The organism is Ferrovibrio sp. (assembly GCF_017994015.1).
Taxonomy (GTDB): Bacteria; Pseudomonadota; Alphaproteobacteria; order Ferrovibrionales; family Ferrovibrionaceae; genus Ferrovibrio.
Genome location: NZ_JAGOLP010000020.1, coordinates 19,852 through 36,888, shown reverse-complemented (window position 1 = coordinate 36,888; position 17,037 = coordinate 19,852). Strand labels below are relative to the sequence as shown.

At 59.8% G+C, this 17,037-nt stretch carries 19 protein-coding genes; 1 reads left to right on the top strand and 18 read right to left on the bottom strand.

The annotated features are described in order from the left end of the window. Positions 1-13: 13 nt before the first annotated feature. The 4 genes from KBB36_RS11755 to KBB36_RS11740 are packed head-to-tail and all read right to left on the bottom strand — an operon-like array spanning position 14 to position 2,999. Positions 14-781: an ABC transporter permease gene (locus tag KBB36_RS11755; RefSeq protein WP_290980643.1), complete on the bottom strand. Its 768-nt coding sequence runs from the start codon at positions 779-781 to the stop codon at positions 14-16. A 3-nt stretch (positions 782-784) separates the two neighbouring features. After that, entirely contained in the window at positions 785-1,177 is a 393-nt protein-coding gene (gene rutC / locus KBB36_RS11750) for a pyrimidine utilization protein C (RefSeq protein WP_290980641.1), read from the bottom strand. A 37-nt stretch (positions 1,178-1,214) separates the two neighbouring features. Continuing rightward, positions 1,215-1,925: an isochorismatase family protein gene (locus KBB36_RS11745; RefSeq protein ID WP_290980638.1), complete on the bottom strand. Its 711-nt coding sequence runs from the start codon at positions 1,923-1,925 to the stop codon at positions 1,215-1,217. 15 nt (positions 1,926-1,940) lie between these two features. Continuing rightward, positions 1,941-2,999, bottom strand: a complete 1,059-nt coding sequence (locus tag KBB36_RS11740) for an ABC transporter substrate-binding protein (protein WP_290980635.1) — start codon at positions 2,997-2,999, stop codon at positions 1,941-1,943. A 106-nt stretch (positions 3,000-3,105) separates the two neighbouring features. On the opposite strand from KBB36_RS11740, the gene KBB36_RS11735 reads away from it, so the two are divergent. Beyond that, positions 3,106-4,029, top strand: a complete 924-nt coding sequence (locus tag KBB36_RS11735) for a LysR family transcriptional regulator (protein WP_290980632.1) — start codon at positions 3,106-3,108, stop codon at positions 4,027-4,029. Between the two features lie 10 nt (positions 4,030-4,039). Here the strand turns inward: KBB36_RS11735 and KBB36_RS11730 are convergent, their stop codons facing one another. The 14 genes from KBB36_RS11730 to KBB36_RS11665 all read right to left on the bottom strand — a co-directional run bounded on the left by KBB36_RS11730 (position 4,040) and on the right by KBB36_RS11665 (position 16,985). Continuing rightward, positions 4,040-4,534 (bottom strand): peptide deformylase, encoded by a 495-nt coding sequence (locus KBB36_RS11730; protein WP_290980629.1) that lies wholly within the window; start codon positions 4,532-4,534, stop codon positions 4,040-4,042. Between the two features lie 6 nt (positions 4,535-4,540). After that, positions 4,541-5,458: a homoserine O-succinyltransferase gene (metA, locus tag KBB36_RS11725; protein WP_290980626.1), complete on the bottom strand. Its 918-nt coding sequence runs from the start codon at positions 5,456-5,458 to the stop codon at positions 4,541-4,543. 208 nt (positions 5,459-5,666) lie between these two features. Continuing rightward, positions 5,667-6,494 (bottom strand): ABC transporter ATP-binding protein, encoded by an 828-nt coding sequence (locus tag KBB36_RS11720; RefSeq protein WP_290980622.1) that lies wholly within the window; start codon positions 6,492-6,494, stop codon positions 5,667-5,669. A 4-nt stretch (positions 6,495-6,498) separates the two neighbouring features. Continuing rightward, positions 6,499-7,608: an ABC transporter substrate-binding protein gene (locus KBB36_RS11715; protein WP_290980619.1), complete on the bottom strand. Its 1,110-nt coding sequence runs from the start codon at positions 7,606-7,608 to the stop codon at positions 6,499-6,501. Between the two features lie 58 nt (positions 7,609-7,666). Beyond that, positions 7,667-8,764, bottom strand: coding sequence for an NAD/NADP-dependent octopine/nopaline dehydrogenase family protein (locus tag KBB36_RS11710; RefSeq protein ID WP_290980616.1), 1,098 nt, complete (start codon positions 8,762-8,764; stop codon positions 7,667-7,669). A 19-nt stretch (positions 8,765-8,783) separates the two neighbouring features. Continuing rightward, on the bottom strand, positions 8,784-9,884 hold the full coding sequence (locus KBB36_RS11705) for an NAD/NADP-dependent octopine/nopaline dehydrogenase family protein (RefSeq protein ID WP_290980613.1): 1,101 nt from the start codon (positions 9,882-9,884) through the stop codon (positions 8,784-8,786). A 16-nt stretch (positions 9,885-9,900) separates the two neighbouring features. Then, positions 9,901-10,689 (bottom strand): ABC transporter permease, encoded by a 789-nt coding sequence (locus KBB36_RS11700; protein ID WP_290980611.1) that lies wholly within the window; start codon positions 10,687-10,689, stop codon positions 9,901-9,903. Positions 10,690-10,727: 38 nt separating this feature from the next. Beyond that, positions 10,728-11,831: an ABC transporter substrate-binding protein gene (locus KBB36_RS11695; protein ID WP_290980608.1), complete on the bottom strand. Its 1,104-nt coding sequence runs from the start codon at positions 11,829-11,831 to the stop codon at positions 10,728-10,730. 56 nt (positions 11,832-11,887) lie between these two features. Continuing rightward, entirely contained in the window at positions 11,888-12,568 is a 681-nt protein-coding gene (locus tag KBB36_RS11690; RefSeq protein ID WP_290980606.1) for a GntR family transcriptional regulator, read from the bottom strand. A 348-nt stretch (positions 12,569-12,916) separates the two neighbouring features. Then, complete coding sequence (locus tag KBB36_RS11685; RefSeq protein WP_290980603.1) at positions 12,917-13,696, bottom strand: alpha/beta fold hydrolase; 780 nt, start codon at positions 13,694-13,696, stop codon at positions 12,917-12,919. Between the two features lie 11 nt (positions 13,697-13,707). After that, positions 13,708-14,424: an ABC transporter ATP-binding protein gene (locus KBB36_RS11680; RefSeq protein ID WP_290980601.1), complete on the bottom strand. Its 717-nt coding sequence runs from the start codon at positions 14,422-14,424 to the stop codon at positions 13,708-13,710. Beyond that, positions 14,414-15,163, bottom strand: a complete 750-nt coding sequence (locus KBB36_RS11675) for an ABC transporter ATP-binding protein (protein ID WP_290980598.1) — start codon at positions 15,161-15,163, stop codon at positions 14,414-14,416. Before KBB36_RS11675 ends, KBB36_RS11680 begins: the two co-directional genes overlap by 11 nt. Next, positions 15,160-16,125, bottom strand: a complete 966-nt coding sequence (locus KBB36_RS11670) for a branched-chain amino acid ABC transporter permease (RefSeq protein WP_290980595.1) — start codon at positions 16,123-16,125, stop codon at positions 15,160-15,162. Before KBB36_RS11670 ends, KBB36_RS11675 begins: the two co-directional genes overlap by 4 nt. Then, a complete protein-coding gene (locus tag KBB36_RS11665) occupies positions 16,122-16,985 on the bottom strand; it encodes a branched-chain amino acid ABC transporter permease (protein ID WP_290980592.1) in 864 nt (287 codons plus the stop codon). Before KBB36_RS11665 ends, KBB36_RS11670 begins: the two co-directional genes overlap by 4 nt. Positions 16,986-17,037 lie beyond the last annotated feature (52 nt).

The following is a 17,037-nucleotide window of genomic DNA, read 5'->3' as shown; positions in this document are numbered from 1 at the left end:
CTCCGTGTTTTATTCAATAACTCAGGCGGCGTTCCAGCAGAGTGACGCCGTAATCCAGCACCAAGGCCAGCAGCATCAGTGCAAACAGGCCGACCCAGACGGCGTTGAGGTCGTACATCGTGCCGGCATAGTAGACCAGATAGCCAAGGCCCTGCTTGGCGGCGATATACTCGCCCACCACCGCACCGATCAGCGCGAAGCCAACATTCAGCCGCAGGCCCGAGATGATCCAGGGCATGGTGGCCGGCGCCACGATTTTGACAAAGGTCTGGCGCTGGCTGGCGCCGAGCGAACGCATCAGGCGGATCAAATCCTGATCCACCTCCTGGGCGCCGCTATACGCGGTCATCAGCGAGACGATGAAGGTGATGATCGCGGCAATGGCGATCTTCGATTCGATATCAATGCCGAACCAGACGATGATAAGCGGCGCCAGGGCAATCTTGGGCAGGCCGTTGATCGCCACGATAAAGGGCCGCAGCATCAGCGCCAGGCGCGGCGTGAGCCACAGGCCCAGGCCGCACAGGCTGCCGAACAGGCAGCCGATGACAAAGCCGATCACTGATTCGGCGCCGGTAATCAACGTGGAGCGGATCAGGCTGCCATCCATCAGCAGGGTGATGAACTTGCTCAGCACGCCGCTGGGCTGGCCATAAAGATAGACCGGCAGCCATTGCGCCCGCACGGCAATTTCCCACAGGCCAAAAAATGCCACCGTGAGGCCAATCTGGCCGAGCAGGATGGTGAGCCAGGGCGAGATGCGGATACGGCTGCCGGTCATTGCTCAGCGCGCCTTCGGCAGATGCGCGATGGCGGCGATTTCCACCAGGAATTCCGGCTTCACTAGATCGGCGCGGATGCAGTAGCGGGCCGGGAAGTTATTGGGGAAGTATTCCTTGTAAACCGCGTTCATCGCCGCGTAATCGCCCAGATCCTTGAGGAAGATCGAGTTCATGGCGATATCGGCCATGCTGCCGCCAGCCGCTTCCACCACACTTTTGATGGTTTCCAGCACCGCGCGGGTCTGCGCCGTGGCATCGCCCACACCGATGGTCTTGCCCTGGCCGTCCATCGCCAGGATCCCGGAGATATAGAGCACGTTGTCTGCGACCACGCCGGGTGAATAGGGCGCCAGCGGCGGCGGTGAACCGGGCGGGATGATCGGGGTACGGGGCATCGGTATACTCCTCTTTTCAAAGGCAGATGAAACTGTGTCAGCGGTTGGTGAGGCTGCGCAACTGGCTCACACTGGTGGTCCAGCCGAAAAAGGTTTCCACATTGAACACGGTTGCCTCCTGGATCGCCGGCGGGCCGGCCTGCAAGGTGGCATCGGTCACCATGATGGGGAAATATTCCAGGAAGAAGCCATCGCGGATGGTGGATTCAACACAAACATTCGTCGCCACACCCACCACCAGCAGATTGCGGATGCGGCGGGCACGCAGGATGGCATCCAGCTGCGTGTTGAAGAAACCGCTGTAGCGCGGCTTGGGCAGCACGATCTCGCCAGCCAGCGGCTTCAACACATCCACCAGGGCATAATCCCAGGTGCCGCGTGTAATCAGCGTGCCATCCAGTTCTGGCCGCTCGCGCATAGTCTTGAGCGCATTGGATTTCCACCAATTCGGCGAGTCTGGTGTGCCAGCTTCCTGTTTGCCGGCATCCCAGCCATTCTGGAAAAACACGATGGTGCAGCCCAGCTTGCGGGCGATCTCAACGGTTTCCACCACGGCATCGATCACCGGCGGGGCGCCGGATATATCGAAGCCGGCCAGATCAAGATAGCCGCCGGGCGAGGCATAGGCATTCTGCATGTCGACGACAATCAGCGCCGTCTCGGCCGGCAGGAGCGGAAACTCCTCCGGCCGGGCGGGCAGCATCAATGCACCATCGCGCACAGGCAGTTTCTGTGGCTTGCTAGCCATGTTGCTGCACTCCGATCAAGCCGGCAGGCCAAACTGGGCTGCCGCCTTGGTGGCAAAGCTGGCATCCACCAGGTCTTCATAGGGCAGCGTCTGTTTCAAAGTGCCGGCGCCGCTCTCATGCTGCATGATGGCGTCCCAATCCTGCTTGGTGATGATCGGATTGCGCGGCACCACATGCTTGGCAGACATGAAATTTTTCGAGCCGAGCTTGAGGACATCCGGCGCCACATTGGGGAATTCCAGCTTGCTGACTTCCTCGAAGGTGCCATCCACTGTGTGCAGCAGCTTCATCGCCTCGGCCAGAGCGTTGCTGAATTTCTGCACCGTCTCGCCATTGCCGCGCAGGTATTGTTCGGTCACGAAGATGGACGAGAAGGCAATCGGCCCCAGAATGTCGGCAAAGGAATACACCACCTCCAGGCCGAACTGGGTAACACCGATGCTGGCATCCCAGTCGAAGGCAATCGCCAGATCAGCGCGGCCATCCTTTACAGCGGCAGCCTGGGCGCCCGGCGGCAATTCGAGGAAATTCACCCCGGCTTCCTTGGGATCAAAGCCACCGCGGCTGCGCATGATGTAGGTGGGGGTGGAAATAGTGTTGGACGGGAAACGCAGGGTGGCGATGGTCTTGCCCTTCAGATCGTTCAGCGAATTGATCTTCAGGCCCGGCTTGGCGATGGCAAACAGCGAGATGCCGCCCGCCACCTTGCCGATACAGCGCATCTTGCCGCCCTCCAGTGTGGCATTCACCGACATGCCGGTGCCGGTGAGCGCAAACTGCGCCCGGTTGGCCAGCAGCACAGAAACCGGCAGCGCGATACCGCCCGCCGTGGAATAATCCACCTCAAGGCCATGCTTGGCGAACAGGTTCTTGCGCAAGGCGGTGTAAAACGGGGTGTAGAGCGCGATATGGATCGCTTCCGATACCGTCACCTTGGTGCGCGATTGCGTCAGGCCGGGCATCGGGAAAGCGGCGGCGGCCAAACCGGCGGCGCCGGCAGCGGCGAGCAGGCGGCGACGGGTCGGCTTGGCAAGGCTGGCGAGGGGGGCGGATACCGGATCGCGTTCGGACATGGTGGGCTCCTTGGCTAGCACTGGACGGGTTCAACTTTTGTCGACAACAGCTTGCGGCCTGAATCGGCGCTTGCACAAATCGATTGCCTGCATATATTCATAAGCCATGCCTATTAATATCAGCCTCAGACAGCTTAATTGTTTTTACATAGCCTATAAATACAGCAATTTCAGCAAAGCCGCTGACCACATGGGCATTTCCCAGCCGGCTCTGAGCCAGGCAATCCGGGAAATGGAGGCAGAAATCGGCCATGCCCTGTTTGACCGCACCACCCGCCGGGTGCGGCTGACCGAAACCGGCCGCCAATTCCTCGCCACCGCCGAACGCGCGATCAATGCCTTTGATCAGGCGCGCGACGAATTGAGCAACCTGGCGGCGGGCAAGGCCGGGCAAGTGACGATCTCCTGCCTGCCTTCGGTGGGAATCGGCCTGCTGCCCCGCCTGCTGCCAGGCTTTCAGGCCACGCATCCCGGCATCACCGTGGAGATCATGGAAGAAAAACTCGATGCCGTGATGCAGCGGGTGCGCAGTGGCGGCGCTGATTTTGGCCTTTCGAACACGCTTGATCTTGATCCGGATTTGCAGGCAGAGCCTTTGCTGAGCGACAGCTATGCGCTGATCTGCCGGCATGACCATCCCCTGGCCCAGCGCAGCTATGTCAAATGGTCCGAACTGGCTGCCGACAATACCGTGCTGGTGGCGATGGCGCGTGACAGCGGCATCTGGCGCGAGATGGAAGCCGCGCTACATGAATCCGGCTTTGTGCCGCGGGTCACCTATCGTGCTTCAAGCCCGGCCACCGTGCTGGCCATCGTTGCCACCGGCATCGGCGTCAGCCCACTGCCCGGCCTGGCCTGGCCTGGCATGGGCCATCCGCATCTGGTGCATCGCATGTTGATCGAGCCGCTGGTGCAAAGGCGCATCAGCCTGTTGCGGCGGCGCGGCGTGCTGCCAACACCCGCAGCAAAACTGTTCCTGGACCACATCCTCAACAACCTGAAAGACGGCGACCGGCTGCCGCTGCTGTGACTAATTATCGCTATGGCCGCAGTTTGTCGTAGCGCTTCACCAGCCTTTCGCGCTTCAGCCGCGACAACCGGTATATCCAGAAAATACCATCCAACTGGTCAATCTCATGCTGATGGCACACCGCCAGCAGGCCCTCGGCGGCTTCTTCATGATATTTACCGGTCAAATCCTGATAGCGGATACGAATCTGCGCCGGGCGTTCAACCTCGTCGGTTACACCCGGCATAGAAACGCTGCCTTCGGCATGGCGCCAGGTTTCGGCCGAAGCCCAGATGATTTCCGGATTGACATAAGTGCGCGCGCTGCCCGGGCCATCCAGCTCAAGCACCACCAGCCTTTGCAGGATACCAAGATGCGGCGCCGTGATGCCGATGCCCGGCGCGGCGCGCAAGGAGTCGAGCAAATCCTCGGCCAATGTGGCCAGATCAGCATCAAACCGCATAACCTTTAGCGCCATCTGGCGCAGGCGCGGATCGGGGAAAATCAGGATCGGACGTACCGCCATCGGCGGTCACTTGCCAATCTGCGCCAGATCAAACGGCGCGGTCTGATAAAGCTGGTTGATCCAGTTGCCAAATAGCAGATGCGCATGACTGCGCCAGCGATTCTCCGGCGGCCTGGTCGGATCATTATTCGGAAAATACTCGCGTGGCAGGGCTATCGGCTTGTTTGCAGCCAGATCGCGGAAATATTCCTCGCTGAGTGAACTGGAATCATATTCGATATGATTGAACATATGCAGCGAGTTATGGCGCGGATCGTCAAGCAGGCATAACCCGGCTTCGTCCGATTCCATCAGCACGCTCAGACCGCTGTCGGCGGGGATGTCCTCGCGCCGCATCTCGGTCCAGCGTGATACCGGGATTGCGAAATCATCCGAGAAGCCACGCAAGTAGGGTGAGGCCGGCGCCAGGTTGCGATGGCGATAAACGCCGAAGGCCTTCTCTGCCAGCAGGTATTTCGGCATGCCATGGAAATGATGCACCGCCGCCTGCGCGCCCCAGCAGATGTTGAAACAGCCATGCACATGGCTCTGCGTCCAATCGAAGATGCGGCGCAGTTCGTCCCAATAGGTCACCTGCTCAAACGGCATCGTCTCCACTGGCGCGCCAGTGATGATGAAGCCGTCAAATTTCTCGCCCTTAATATCCTGCCAATCGCGATAGAAAGAGATGATATGGTCGCTCGGTGTGTTACGCGCCACATGATTGGTGATCTTCACCAGGGTCAGCTCCACCTGCAGCGGCGTGGGGCCAAGCAACCGGGCAATCTGGGTTTCGGTGCGAATCTTGTTCGGCATCAGATTAAGCAGCCCGATCCGCAGCGGCCGGATATCCTGACGCACGGCATCGGTTTCGCGCATCACCATCACGCCTTCCGCATCCAGCGTGGCACGGGCGGGCAGATTGTCAGGAATCTTGATTGGCATCGGCTTGTCTCGCTGCACCTGCGGTAACGCGGCGCCGCCTGGCTCACAGGTGAAATTGCCGCGGCCGAGGAAATCCCGGGCAGCGGGTCACTTCTTTTATAAGGCCGGCGGCCGAATTCCTAGCCTCAGGAATTAATATAACTATATCAATATCTTAAATTACATAAACGCAGAGCGGCCAGGCAAGCCGGGCCGCTCTGCTTGCTATTCAATGCGCGGCGGCCTCGATCTTGTCAAACAGGCGGCGCAGGCGGTTACAGGCGGCGGTGAAGCCTGGCTCCTCCATCGTATCCAACGTACGCGGCCGGGCGATGTCGCAGGCGATATCCTCAACAATGCGACCGGGGGATGATGACATCACAACGATACGATCGGAGAGAAACACCGCTTCGGGAATACTATGCGTGATGAACAGCACGGTTTTTTTCGCCTCGGTCCAGATGCGCTGCAATTCCAGCGACATTTTCTCGCGTGTCATCGCATCCAGTGCGGCAAAGGGCTCGTCCATCAGCAGCAGCTTGGGATCATGCACCAGCGCGCGCACGATGCCGACACGCTGCTGCATACCGCCCGACAATTCATTCGGATAATGGTTGCGGAATCGCGTCAGCCCGACCATTTCGATCAATGCCTCGGCACGCTCGGTATATTGCTTCACCGGCAATCGCATGGTGCGCACCGGCACCAGCACATTTTCCAGCACCGTGAGCCAGGGCAACAATGTCGGGCGCTGGAACACCACACCCACATCGGCACGCGGCCCGGTGATGGCGCTGCCTTCCAGCTTGGCCTGCCCTGCCGTGGGCCTGAGCAGGCCAGAAACCACGCCAAGCAAGGTGGATTTGCCACAACCCGATGGGCCGAGCACTGAGACAAACTCGCCGGCATGAACCTTGGTTGATAAGTTGTTCACCGCCGTGACTGGACCGCGCGAGGAGGCATAGGTGACGGTAAGGCCGTCGATATCGAGCAAAACCGGGCGAGCCGGCTGCACGGCTTTTTCCTGCACGTTGATTGCCTCCATCGCGCTATCCATCGGTTTACTGCCGTGCCTTGGCCTGAGCCTGCACCTGAGCAGGATCAAACTTGTTGAATTCGGGCACGAACTCGTTGGTATAAAGACTGTTGATATCGATCTGTTTGCTGGTCAGTTCACCGCCATCAAACAGCACGTCAATGTAATCCTTCCAGACCTGCGGCGCATATTCACCAAAACGCCGTGCGCCGCCGATATCATTGAAATTAAGATTACGCTTCATACGCGATTCCAGGATATGCCGACCGGAAGTGAGCTGCTCGGCATCGGTGCCTTTGTCGCCACGAGTGCTGGGGTAATACTTCCAGGTGTTGCGGACGCAGAAATCCATATTGGCTTCACAAGCCACAACGCCCTTGCTGATGGCCCGGCCAAAACCGGATAGCAGCTTGGGATTGGATTTCAGCGTATCCTCATGCACCATGAAGCCATTCGACAGCAGGCCACTATACTTGGTCGGCTGATCCAGGCGGCGGATTTTCAGCCCGGCAGTTTCGAACTGGGCGATGATGGCATCGAAGCCATTGAAGGCATCCACATCCTTATTGGTGAGCGCGCGGATGGCCGGCGCACCCACGCCGGTTGGTACAAAATCGTAATCCTTGCCGGCGGTCATGCCCATTTCCTTGTACATGCCGCGCGTAATCGGCACGTTGCCATTGGCCAGGGCGCCAATGCCGATCTTCTTGCCTTTCAGATCGGCAATGCTCTTGATCGGGCTATCTTCCAGCACGGCGAATTCCCAGATATTGCTGCGTGCCGAGTTATAGAAAAAGCGCACCGGCATGTAATCCTTGCCGGGCTGGCGGTTGATAATGACGATATCGGCGCTGGGGAAGCCGATATCCACCGACTTGTTAGCCACCTGCGGCACCAGCAGTGAAGTACCGAGGAATTCTACGATCTCCAGTTCGATGCCCTCATCCTTCATATAGCCCATTTCGATGGCCATCAGAAACGGCGCGTAGCTATAGGTGATGCGGGCGGGCGTACCCAGCTTGATCTTTTGCTGCGCCAATGCCGGCAGCGCAATGCCGGCCAGCAGCGTAGTTACGCCAAGCGCGAGGGCGGCGCTGGCCAATTTGTGCTTCAAGGCCGTGAACTCGAATGCCATGGGATGCTCCTTATCTGTTCGCGGCGCCAACCCGGCGCCTGGTTTGCTCGGGCGTGATTCAGCCGGTGACAGTCGCGACGATTTCGGCCACCGATTTGCCTTCCAAGCCAAGCGCATGCAGATTGCGGCCTTCGGCATAGAAGTCGCGGCCGGTGAGCAGGCTGGCAAAACGGATCACTGTGTCGCAGGCTGGCGTGGGAACACCGGCAAGCGGGCCAAGGCATGCAATCGGCACCAGGCCGCAAGCCACATCCTGCACCAGATACCGATGGCTGAGCGATTTCGGCGCCGGAGCATAGCGGAAATGGGTGCGGCCCATCTCCTGCATGTCTTCCTGAAGTGTCGGATTGGCCAATGTATAGGTCAACGCCAGCCACTCGCGCACATTCATGATCTTGGCACCATAAGCGGCAGCCACGGCCACGCGCTCGGCATCCAGCTTGGCGATCAGGTCACAAACCGTGGGCACCATGTTGGCGGTGTAGAAATTGTAGCTTTCGTCATTTTCCACGCGGCTGACATTGGTCACCATGCCCGCGACATGGAAGATCGCCCCCAGATCAACAAAGCCGGTATGCAGCAGGTTGGGCGCCGTCACCATATTGGGGAATGCGATGCCAACACGTTCCAGCACGGCGGCCGAGCGCGACGCCGGCATTGCCACCAGATTCCACTTGGTCTTGATCGTGGTCATGATGACGCTGTCGGGCGTCTTCACATGCAGCATGTAGGGATAGGAATCCATCTCGGCGATATCCACCTGGGCCTTGCAGCCCTGCCGATCCAGTTCGGCACGGAACAGCAATGCGCCGCCGAAATGGCCCTGGCACAGCACAATGGTCTGGCCGTCTTCCAGCAGCGGCGCCAGCTGGCGCGCCAGCACCGGATGATCCGTGCCGTAAGTGCTGACGATCAACACTGCAGCATCCTTTACCGCAGCCGCCAGGTCGGTGGTGGCCATCTCCACCGGGGCGAAGGTTACGTCACGGCCTTCCACATGTAGCCCACCGGCAGCGCGCATGCCGGCCACCTGGGCATCATCGATATCCTGAATACGCAGGCGGAAACCATTGATGCCAAGCTGTGCCGCCAGGCCTTTGCCGCCCATGCCGGCGCCGATAATGGTGATGATATCCTGCTTGGTGATCGAAGCCATGCTGTATCCTGTCTGTCGGCTAATTGCCGGTGATGGTGGTGTTGATTTCGGCGATAGACTGGCCGGCCAGGCCAAGAGCCTGGAGATTGCGGCCTTCAACAAAGAAGTCGCGCCCGGTCAGCGCATTGGCGATCTGGATCACGGAATCTATTACCGGCGTGGCAATGCCAGCCACCTTGCCAAGCGCCGAAAGTGGCACCAGGCCGCAGCCAACATCCTGCACCAGATAGCGATGCTTCAGTGATTTTGGCGCCGGAGCGTAGCGATAATGTGTCACGGCCATCTTCTGCAACGCTTCATGCAGCGTCATGTCGCGGAAGGAATAGGTGATCGCAAGCCAGGTTGGGATATCCACTGTCTTGATGGCGAAGGCCTGCGCCACCTGCAAGCGCTCCCGATCCATCGCCAGCAGCAGGTTGCACACACTCGGCACCATATTGTTGGCGTAGAAATTGTAACTCTGCTCACCCTCCACCATGCCCACATTGGTGATCATGCCGCCTACATGCAGGATGCCGCCAAGATCGACCAACGCGGTTTCCAGCATGGTGCCGGCTGCCTCCAGGCCAGGGAAAGCATGCTGGATGCGTGCCAGACAGGCTGCTGTGCGCGAAGCAGGTAGTGCAGCAAGATGCCATTTCTCCTTGATGCTGGTCATGATGACGCTGTCTGGCGTCTTGACATGCAGCATGTAGGGGTAGGCATCCATCTCGGCGATATCCACCCGCGCCTTGCAGCCGGCTGCATCCAGCGCCGAACGGAAAACCAGCGGGCCACAGAAATGCCCCTGGCACAGCACGATCAACTGGCCATCCTCCAGCAACGGCGCCAATTGCCGTGCCAGTGTGGGGTGATCATTGCCATAAGTGCTGACGATCAATATAGCAGCGCCTTGCACCGCTGCGGCCAGGTCTGTGGTGGCCAGTTCCACCGGTGCGAAGCTGATGTCACGGCCTTCCACATGCAAACCGCCAGCCGCACGCATGCCGGCAATCTGGGCCTCGTCGATATCCTGGATACGCAGGCGATGGCCATCGATGCCAAGCTGCGCCGCCAGGCCCTTGCCGCCCATGCCGGCGCCGATGATGGTCCAGATTTCCTTGTCTTTGGCCACGCTCATGATCCTGCCTGTTGACTTACTCTGAAACGATGGTTTCGCTGCTGCCGCTGGCTTCCCAGAACACCACGCGACTATGGAAAAAGCGCACCAGCTGCGTGCCCGTGATGCCGATGGCAATCAGCCCGACCAGGGCAGCAAACATGGTGGCAACGTCAAAATTGGCCTGCGAGGTGGAAACCAGGTAACCCAGACCGCGCGTGGAGGCGACAAATTCCGCCACCACGGCGCCGATCAGACTGAGCACAACACCGATTTGCAGGCCGGCGAAGATATGGCCCATGGCGGATTTCAGCTTCACGCGGAAAAAGATTTCCAGCCGCGACGCCTTGAACACCCGCATCATGTCGATCAGTTGCGTCGGGGTTTGCTTGATGCCCACGCTGGTATTGATGAACAGGGGGAAGAAGCAGATCAGCGCCACCATCACCACCTTTGACAGCATGCCGAAGCCAAACCAGACAATTATCAGCGGGGCCAGCGCCACTTTCGGCATTGATTGCAGCGCGATGATGAAGGGATAAACGAAGCGGTCGAAATTGCGCGACTCCGCCAGCAGGGCGCCAAACACAATGGCGATGCTGCAACCGAAAAAGTAACCGATGGCGGTATTTTTCAGTGTGAACAAAACATGCGGCCAGTAATCGCCCTGCACATAGCCCTTGTGAAGTTGCCGCAACACCGCTGAAGGTTCAGGCAGGATGTAGTTCGGCACCTGGAACAGCTTGATCGACAGGCTCCACACAATCACCAGCACCACAAAGCTGATGATCGGATAGACCACATTGGCCCAATTGCGTCGCAACATGTGCTCTCCTTAGCGTTCGCCGCCGCAGCGGTGCGGTTTCAACGCCGCGCCTTCACATCTGCAACCACCTTGGCTGCATCAAAGGCATTGATGGTTTCAACAAGCTGATTGGTATAAAGCGAACCAACATCAATCTGCTTGCTTGTAATTTCGCCGCCGTCAAACAGCACATCGATATAGTCGCGCCACATCTGTGGCTGATATTCGCCATAGCGGCGCGGTGCCGTCGGATCGGCAAAAGTCAGCATCGATTCCATACGCTTGGTCACGGTCGGGATTGCCTCGGCCAAAGCCTGTTCGTCGCTTTTGTCCTGCGGCTTCAGCGTCGGATACTGCTTCCAGGCCGCGCGGATGCAATGCGGAATATCGGCTTCACAGGCGATGATGCCCTTGGCGATGGCGCGGCCGAATTTGCCCAGCATTTCCGGCTTGTTCTTGATCGTATCCTCATGCGCCATCAGGCCATTGGAGATCAGGTTGGTATATTTCGGTGATTGCTGCAGGTAACGCAGCTTGATGCCGGCATTGGCCAGGAAGGCAATGGTGGCATCGAAGCCGTTGAAGACATCGATCTGCCCGGTATTCATGGCATGGATCGCCGGGGCGCCAACGCCGGTCGGCACAAATTCATAATCGCGGCCGGCTTCCATGCCCATCTCGCGGAACATTGAGCGCGCAATCGGCACATTGCCGTTTGCCAGGGCGCCAACACCGATCTTCTTGCCGCGCAGATCGGCAATCTGTTTGATCGGGCTGTGATCCGGCACCACAAAATCCCACGGGTTCTTGCGCGTCACATTGTAGAAAAAGCGCACCGGCATGTAGTCGCGGCCAGGCTGCCGGCTGATGATCACCGCATCAGCCCCGGGAAAGCCGATATCCACACCTTTGTTTGCCACTTGTGGGATCAGCACCGACGTGCCGAGGAATTCGACAATCTCGACTTCCAGGCCTTCCTGCTTGAAATAGCCCATTTCACGGGTGAGCAAAAACGGCGAGTAGCCGACATTGACCCGCGCCGGCGTGCCCATCTTCACTTTTTCCTGCGCCGCCGCCAGCATCGGCAGCAGCGACAGGCCGGCAATCAGTGTGGCGCGCAGGATATGCTGCAACGATGGCTTGGCTTGGCGATTATCAGGCATGGTGATCCCCCCGGATCGGTTGCGCGTGATGTTGAACATATGGCTGGCGGTGCGGGTCATGACACCACCGGAAAACGTGACAAAGCTTCAATGATGCGGGCATTGGCGCGACTGACATGATCTCGCAGCAGATTGGCGGCGGCGCGGCCGTTGCGGGCACGCAGCGCATCGATGATGTCGCCATGCTCGTCCACCAGCGTTGCGTTGTTGCGGCCCTTCACAGCCTGCAGGCTGACCAGCACAAGGCGTTCGGCCTGTTCCACCAACTCGCGCACCGTGGCCGCCATTCGGGCCGAGCCGGATGCTTGGGCAATTGCGCAATGGAAATGCCGGTTATAAGCCGTGAAGGCTGCGCTATCGCCGCTGAAGCTGCGATAGGTTTCCAGCGCCGCCAGTTCTTCGTCGCTTGCAAGCTTTGCCGCCTCGCTGGCGCAGATCGGCTCCAGCGTCTCGCGGAAGCGGCACAGATCACGTGCATCGGATAGCGAAATCGGATTGACGCGATAACCCTGGCGCGGCAGCACCGTCACCAGTCGCTCACGCTCCAATCGCAGCAATGATTCTCGTACAGGTTGTTTACTGACCTCATAACGCGCCGCCAATTCCTGTTCCCTGAGCTGCTCGCCGGGTGGCAATTGGCAGGACAGTATCTCGAAACGCAGTCGGGCATAGATCGTTTCACGCAGCAGCGTCCCCTGCTGAGAAATATCTTTTAGATCAGGTCCAACCAGTTCCAATGCGGTATTTCTCTTAGAAAACCTGCAAATATCCAGATAATTTGCCGGTTTTTACAATAGCTAGCCAAATTTAGCGTCCTTTGTGAAATATCAGCGACTTCATAATGAGTCAATTAGGAATATTATAATGCCGTAACTTTCGGCACAGACAGCAGCCTTTGCCTATGCAATGCACAGTCAGCACGGCTCCTCGCCGCTTATTCAAGCAGCCCCGGCCAATCTCACGCCCTCAAAAGGTGTTTCTACTTAAAGGATAAAATTTATAAGGGTTCTCATGGTTGATCCGGCGCACAAAAAAGCCGCGCCCGGCAATACCGTCAGGCGCGGCTGATTCGTTTGGCAGGAGTGTCAGAGGCCGATGAATTCCCGGATGGTGTCGAGAAAAGCCGCAGGCATTTCCAGCGGCGGGCAATGGCCGCATTGCTGGATTTCACTGAGCCAGGCACCAGGAATGCCGGCGGCCAACTGGCGGCACAGCACCGGCGGCGTAGCGGCATCCAGTTCGCCCACCACGACCAGGGTCGGGTTTCGGATTTCGCCCAACGCCGGCACCAGATCACAGGCGATCAGCGACTGGCAGGCCGCAATGAAGGCCTGCGGATTGATACCGAGCAGAACCTGGCGGCGCTGCTCGAAGGCCTCTGGATGCTGCGCCAGATAGGCATCGTGAAACACCCGGCGTGCAGCGATATCAACAATGCCGCCCAGCCCTTCAGCCGCCACTTTCTCGGCCATCACGCGGAACGCCACCTTGCCCTGCTCCGGAAAGCCGGCGGCCACATCGCTCAGCACCAGCTTGCCGAAGCGCTGGCCATGGCGCAAAGCCATCGCCACCGCCACGGTGCCGCCAAAACCATTGCCCATCACGATGCAATCGGCGCCAAGGCCAAAATCATCAAACACGGTTGCAACGCGATCAGCATAGCCCTCGATCCCGGCCGGGATCGGCGCCGAACCGTGGAAACCGGGCAGATTGACCAGGGTGACGCGAAATTGCGCTGCCAATGCCGGCAATACCGGATCAAAGGCGCTGCGATCCGTGAGCAGCGAATGCAGGATCAGCAGGTCGGGGCCCTGCCCGGTCTGCACGGCGGTAAGCTGGCCATCGCGCGAGCGCAAAGCTTGCATGTCAATTTTCCTCAATGAACACCGAGATTGGCGGTAAGCAGGGTGGGTTCGGCGGCCAGGGCAGCCGGTGTGCCGTCAAACACCACACGGCCGGTATTCAGGATCGCCACATGATCGGCCAGAGCCAGAGCGAAGCGGGTATTCTGCTCCACCAGAATTATCGAGAGGCCTTCGCCCTTGAGTCGGCGCAGGATGGCGCCAACCTCTTCGACGATCTGCGGCGCCAGGCCTTCGGAAGGTTCGTCAAACAGCACCACACGCGGATTGCCCATCAGCGCGCGGGCAATCGCCAGCATCTGCTGTTCGCCGCCCGACATCGAACCAGCGGCCTGGCTGCGGCGTTCGCGCAGGCGCGGAAACAGATCAAACACCCGCTCGGCTTGCCAGGCCGCCTTGCCATCCAGGCCAGGCTTCTGCGCCACGCGCAGATTCTCCAGCACCGAAAGGCTGCGGAATATCCGCCGCCCCTGCGGCACCAGTCCGATGCCGCGCTGCGCCACGGTCTCGGGCGGCAGGCCACGCAGGCTTTCGCCAAACAGCGTGATGCTGCCATCGCGCGGCGGTGTGAAACCGACAATCGAATGCATTGTGGTGGTTTTGCCCGCGCCATTGCGGCCCAGCAGCACCATCACTTCGCCTTCTGCAAGGCTCAGCGACACATCATGCAGCGCGCGACTATCGGCGTAATAGGTGTTCACGGCCTCAAGCCGCAAAGCCTCAATCGGCAAAATACACCTCCCGCACCTTGGGATGCGCCGTGATACTGGCACGATCACCCTCGGCGATAACCTGGCCGTAATACATCACTGTGATCGAGCTGGCCAAAGACAGGGCGATATCCATGTCATGCTCGATCAGCACCACGGTGATATCGGATGGAATGGCGCGAATAAGCGCCTGCACATCGCCGCGCTCCTCCCGCGACAACCCGGCCAGCGGCTCATCCAGCAGCAGCAGCCGCGGCTTCTGCGCCAGCGCCAGGGCAATTTCCAGCCGGCGCTTTTCGCCATAGGCGGTTTCGCTCAATTTGCGATCAGCCAGGGCAAGCAGCCCGACCTGTTGCAGCACCTGCTCGGCACGTTCGGCATAATCAGCGCGGTTTTTCAGGCTGCGGAACGGATTGAGCCGCAACGGCGACAGACCGAGCAGTGCAAGATAGACATTCTCGCGCAGCGTATTATTGGGAAACAGCGTCAGGATCTGGTAGGTGCGCGCCAGGCCGCGATGGGCGCAGCGATGCGATGGCGCGCCGGTGATATCCTCGCCAAACAATTCCACCCGGCCAGAACTGGGCGCTATATCCCCGGTGATAAGGTTGAATAATGTGGTCTTGCCGGCGCCATTGGGGCCGAGCAGCAGCCGGCGGTCGCCCACCGGAATGGTGAGGTTAACACCATCCACCGCCGGCAAGCCACCGAAGCGCTTGCGCAGGTCGGTGATCTTGAGTGCGGGCATTATGTTGCTCATGGCGCGCCTCCCCGGCCGGGCAGCAGCCGGCGGCGCAGCCGATCCAGGCCCGGCACCACACCCTCAGGCATGAAGATCACGATCACCACAAAAACAATACCCAGCAGCATGACCCAGCGCGTGACATAGGCGCTAACCACCATTTTCAGCACCACCACGATGAAGGCGCCGACAATCGGCCCGAATAACGTGCCGGCGCCGCCGGCAATCACCATCAACAGGGTTTCCGCCGAGGCCGGCAGGCCCAGCGCATGCGGGCTGATATACTGGTGGTAATAGACAAAGACGATGCCGGCCACCGCGGCCCAGAAGCCGGCGAAGACAAAGGCGAGCCACTGCACCAGCCAGACATTATGCCCCAGCATGCGCATGCGGCGCGGCTGGTCGCGGCTGCCAAGCAGGCTGGTGCCGAGGCCGGAACGGACAAACACCGCGATGCAGCCCAGCGCAACCAGGAACACGATCACGGTGAAGCCATAGAAGGCTGCCGGCTCCATCAGGCTGATGCCGAAAGGCAGCGGCCGCTTCAATCCGGGCAGGCCGTTATCGCCGCCGGTGACCGTGACCCAGCGATAGGCCACACCCCACAGGGTCTGGCCTAGCGCCAGGGTGATCATCAGGAAGGCGATGCCGGTGGCGCGCAACGCCATCAGGCCAAACAGCGCCGCCATTGCCGTGGTGCCAACCAGCGCGATGATCGCAGCCGATAAATGGCCGAAACCGCCCTGGGTATTCAGCCAGGCCACCATATAGGCTGCAGTGCCAAGATAGGCGGCATGGCCCAGCGAAGTGAGGCCAGCATAGCCAACCAGGATATTGAGGCTGAGCGCAAAGATTGCCGCGATCAGGATCTGGCTGGCCACGTTGATATAGAAAGCCTGGCCGATCAGCAGCGGCACGGCCAGCACAAGGGCGCCAAGGGCAGCCGGCAGCAGCAAGCGGTTCATCCCGGCGCCGGTCATTGTTTGGCCCCGAACAGGCCGCTGGGCCGCAGCATCAGAATCAGGATCATCGGCAGGAACAGGATCATATAGGCCAAGCCAGGCAGCAAAGCCTGGCCGAATGTGTAGATGAAACCGGTGATGAAACTACCGACAAAGGCGCCGGCCAGACTGCCAATGCCGCCCAGGATCACCACAACCAGCGCCAATGGCAGCATTTCGCCATCCAGGCCGGGATAGACTGACAGGATCGGACCACCCAGCACCCCGCCCATGCCGGCCAGGCCGCAGCCGAGGCAGAACACGATGGTGAACAGGCGCGGCACCGGAATGCCGACCGCCCGCGCCATCTCCATATCGTCCACACCGGCGCGAACCATGGCACCCAGCCGGGTACGTTCCAGCAGCAGCCACAACAGCACAGCCACGGCCAGCGACAGCACCACCACGAAGATGCGATAGCCCGGGAAGATGAAATTGCCCAGCCGCACCGGCTGCGACAGATAAGACGGCACCGGCAATTGCATTGGATCACCGGTCCATAGCATCAGGCACAGATCGGCGATGACAAAGGACAGCCCAAGCGTGACCAGAACCTGGGCCAGGGTGCGGTTGGCCAGACGGCGCAGGATAAAACGCTCGACCAGGCCGCCAACGATAGCGATGCTGGCGCCACCAGCCAGAATGGCGAGCGGGAAGCCCAATCCGGCGCGCAAGGCCGAGAGGCCGACATAGGCGCCAAGCATGAAATAGGCGCCATGGGTCAGGTTGGCGATGCGCATCAAGCCGAAGATCAGCGAAAAGCCGGATGACAGCAGGAAAAGCAGCCCGCCCAAGGCGAGGGCATTCAGGCTCTGGATCAGCCAGAAGGCTAACGGCATGGGCGGGCCTTTTACGCGGTGAGAGACAGGAAGGGTAAGGAGCTAGAGCGGA

Excerpts from the sequence above, each read along its gene's own strand:
- KBB36_RS11755 (WP_290980643.1), bottom strand. The coding sequence starts at position 781 with ATGACCGGCAGCCGTATCCGCATCTCGCCCTGGCTCACCATCCTGCTC.
- rutC (WP_290980641.1), bottom strand. The coding sequence starts at position 1,177 with ATGCCCCGTACCCCGATCATCCCGCCCGGTTCACCGCCGCCGCTGGCG.
- KBB36_RS11745 (WP_290980638.1), bottom strand. The coding sequence starts at position 1,925 with ATGGCTAGCAAGCCACAGAAACTGCCTGTGCGCGATGGTGCATTGATG.
- KBB36_RS11740 (WP_290980635.1), bottom strand. The coding sequence starts at position 2,999 with ATGTCCGAACGCGATCCGGTATCCGCCCCCCTCGCCAGCCTTGCCAAG.
- KBB36_RS11735 (WP_290980632.1), top strand. The coding sequence starts at position 3,106 with ATGCCTATTAATATCAGCCTCAGACAGCTTAATTGTTTTTACATAGCC.
- KBB36_RS11730 (WP_290980629.1), bottom strand. The coding sequence starts at position 4,534 with ATGGCGGTACGTCCGATCCTGATTTTCCCCGATCCGCGCCTGCGCCAG.
- metA (WP_290980626.1), bottom strand. The coding sequence starts at position 5,458 with ATGCCAATCAAGATTCCTGACAATCTGCCCGCCCGTGCCACGCTGGAT.
- KBB36_RS11720 (WP_290980622.1), bottom strand. The coding sequence starts at position 6,494 with ATGGATAGCGCGATGGAGGCAATCAACGTGCAGGAAAAAGCCGTGCAG.
- KBB36_RS11715 (WP_290980619.1), bottom strand. The coding sequence starts at position 7,608 with ATGGCATTCGAGTTCACGGCCTTGAAGCACAAATTGGCCAGCGCCGCC.
- KBB36_RS11710 (WP_290980616.1), bottom strand. The coding sequence starts at position 8,764 with ATGGCTTCGATCACCAAGCAGGATATCATCACCATTATCGGCGCCGGC.
- KBB36_RS11705 (WP_290980613.1), bottom strand. The coding sequence starts at position 9,884 with ATGAGCGTGGCCAAAGACAAGGAAATCTGGACCATCATCGGCGCCGGC.
- KBB36_RS11700 (WP_290980611.1), bottom strand. The coding sequence starts at position 10,689 with ATGTTGCGACGCAATTGGGCCAATGTGGTCTATCCGATCATCAGCTTT.
- KBB36_RS11695 (WP_290980608.1), bottom strand. The coding sequence starts at position 11,831 with ATGCCTGATAATCGCCAAGCCAAGCCATCGTTGCAGCATATCCTGCGC.
- KBB36_RS11685 (WP_290980603.1), bottom strand. The coding sequence starts at position 13,696 with ATGCAAGCTTTGCGCTCGCGCGATGGCCAGCTTACCGCCGTGCAGACC.
- KBB36_RS11675 (WP_290980598.1), bottom strand. The coding sequence starts at position 15,163 with ATGAGCAACATAATGCCCGCACTCAAGATCACCGACCTGCGCAAGCGC.
- KBB36_RS11670 (WP_290980595.1), bottom strand. The coding sequence starts at position 16,125 with ATGACCGGCGCCGGGATGAACCGCTTGCTGCTGCCGGCTGCCCTTGGC.
- KBB36_RS11665 (WP_290980592.1), bottom strand. The coding sequence starts at position 16,985 with ATGCCGTTAGCCTTCTGGCTGATCCAGAGCCTGAATGCCCTCGCCTTG.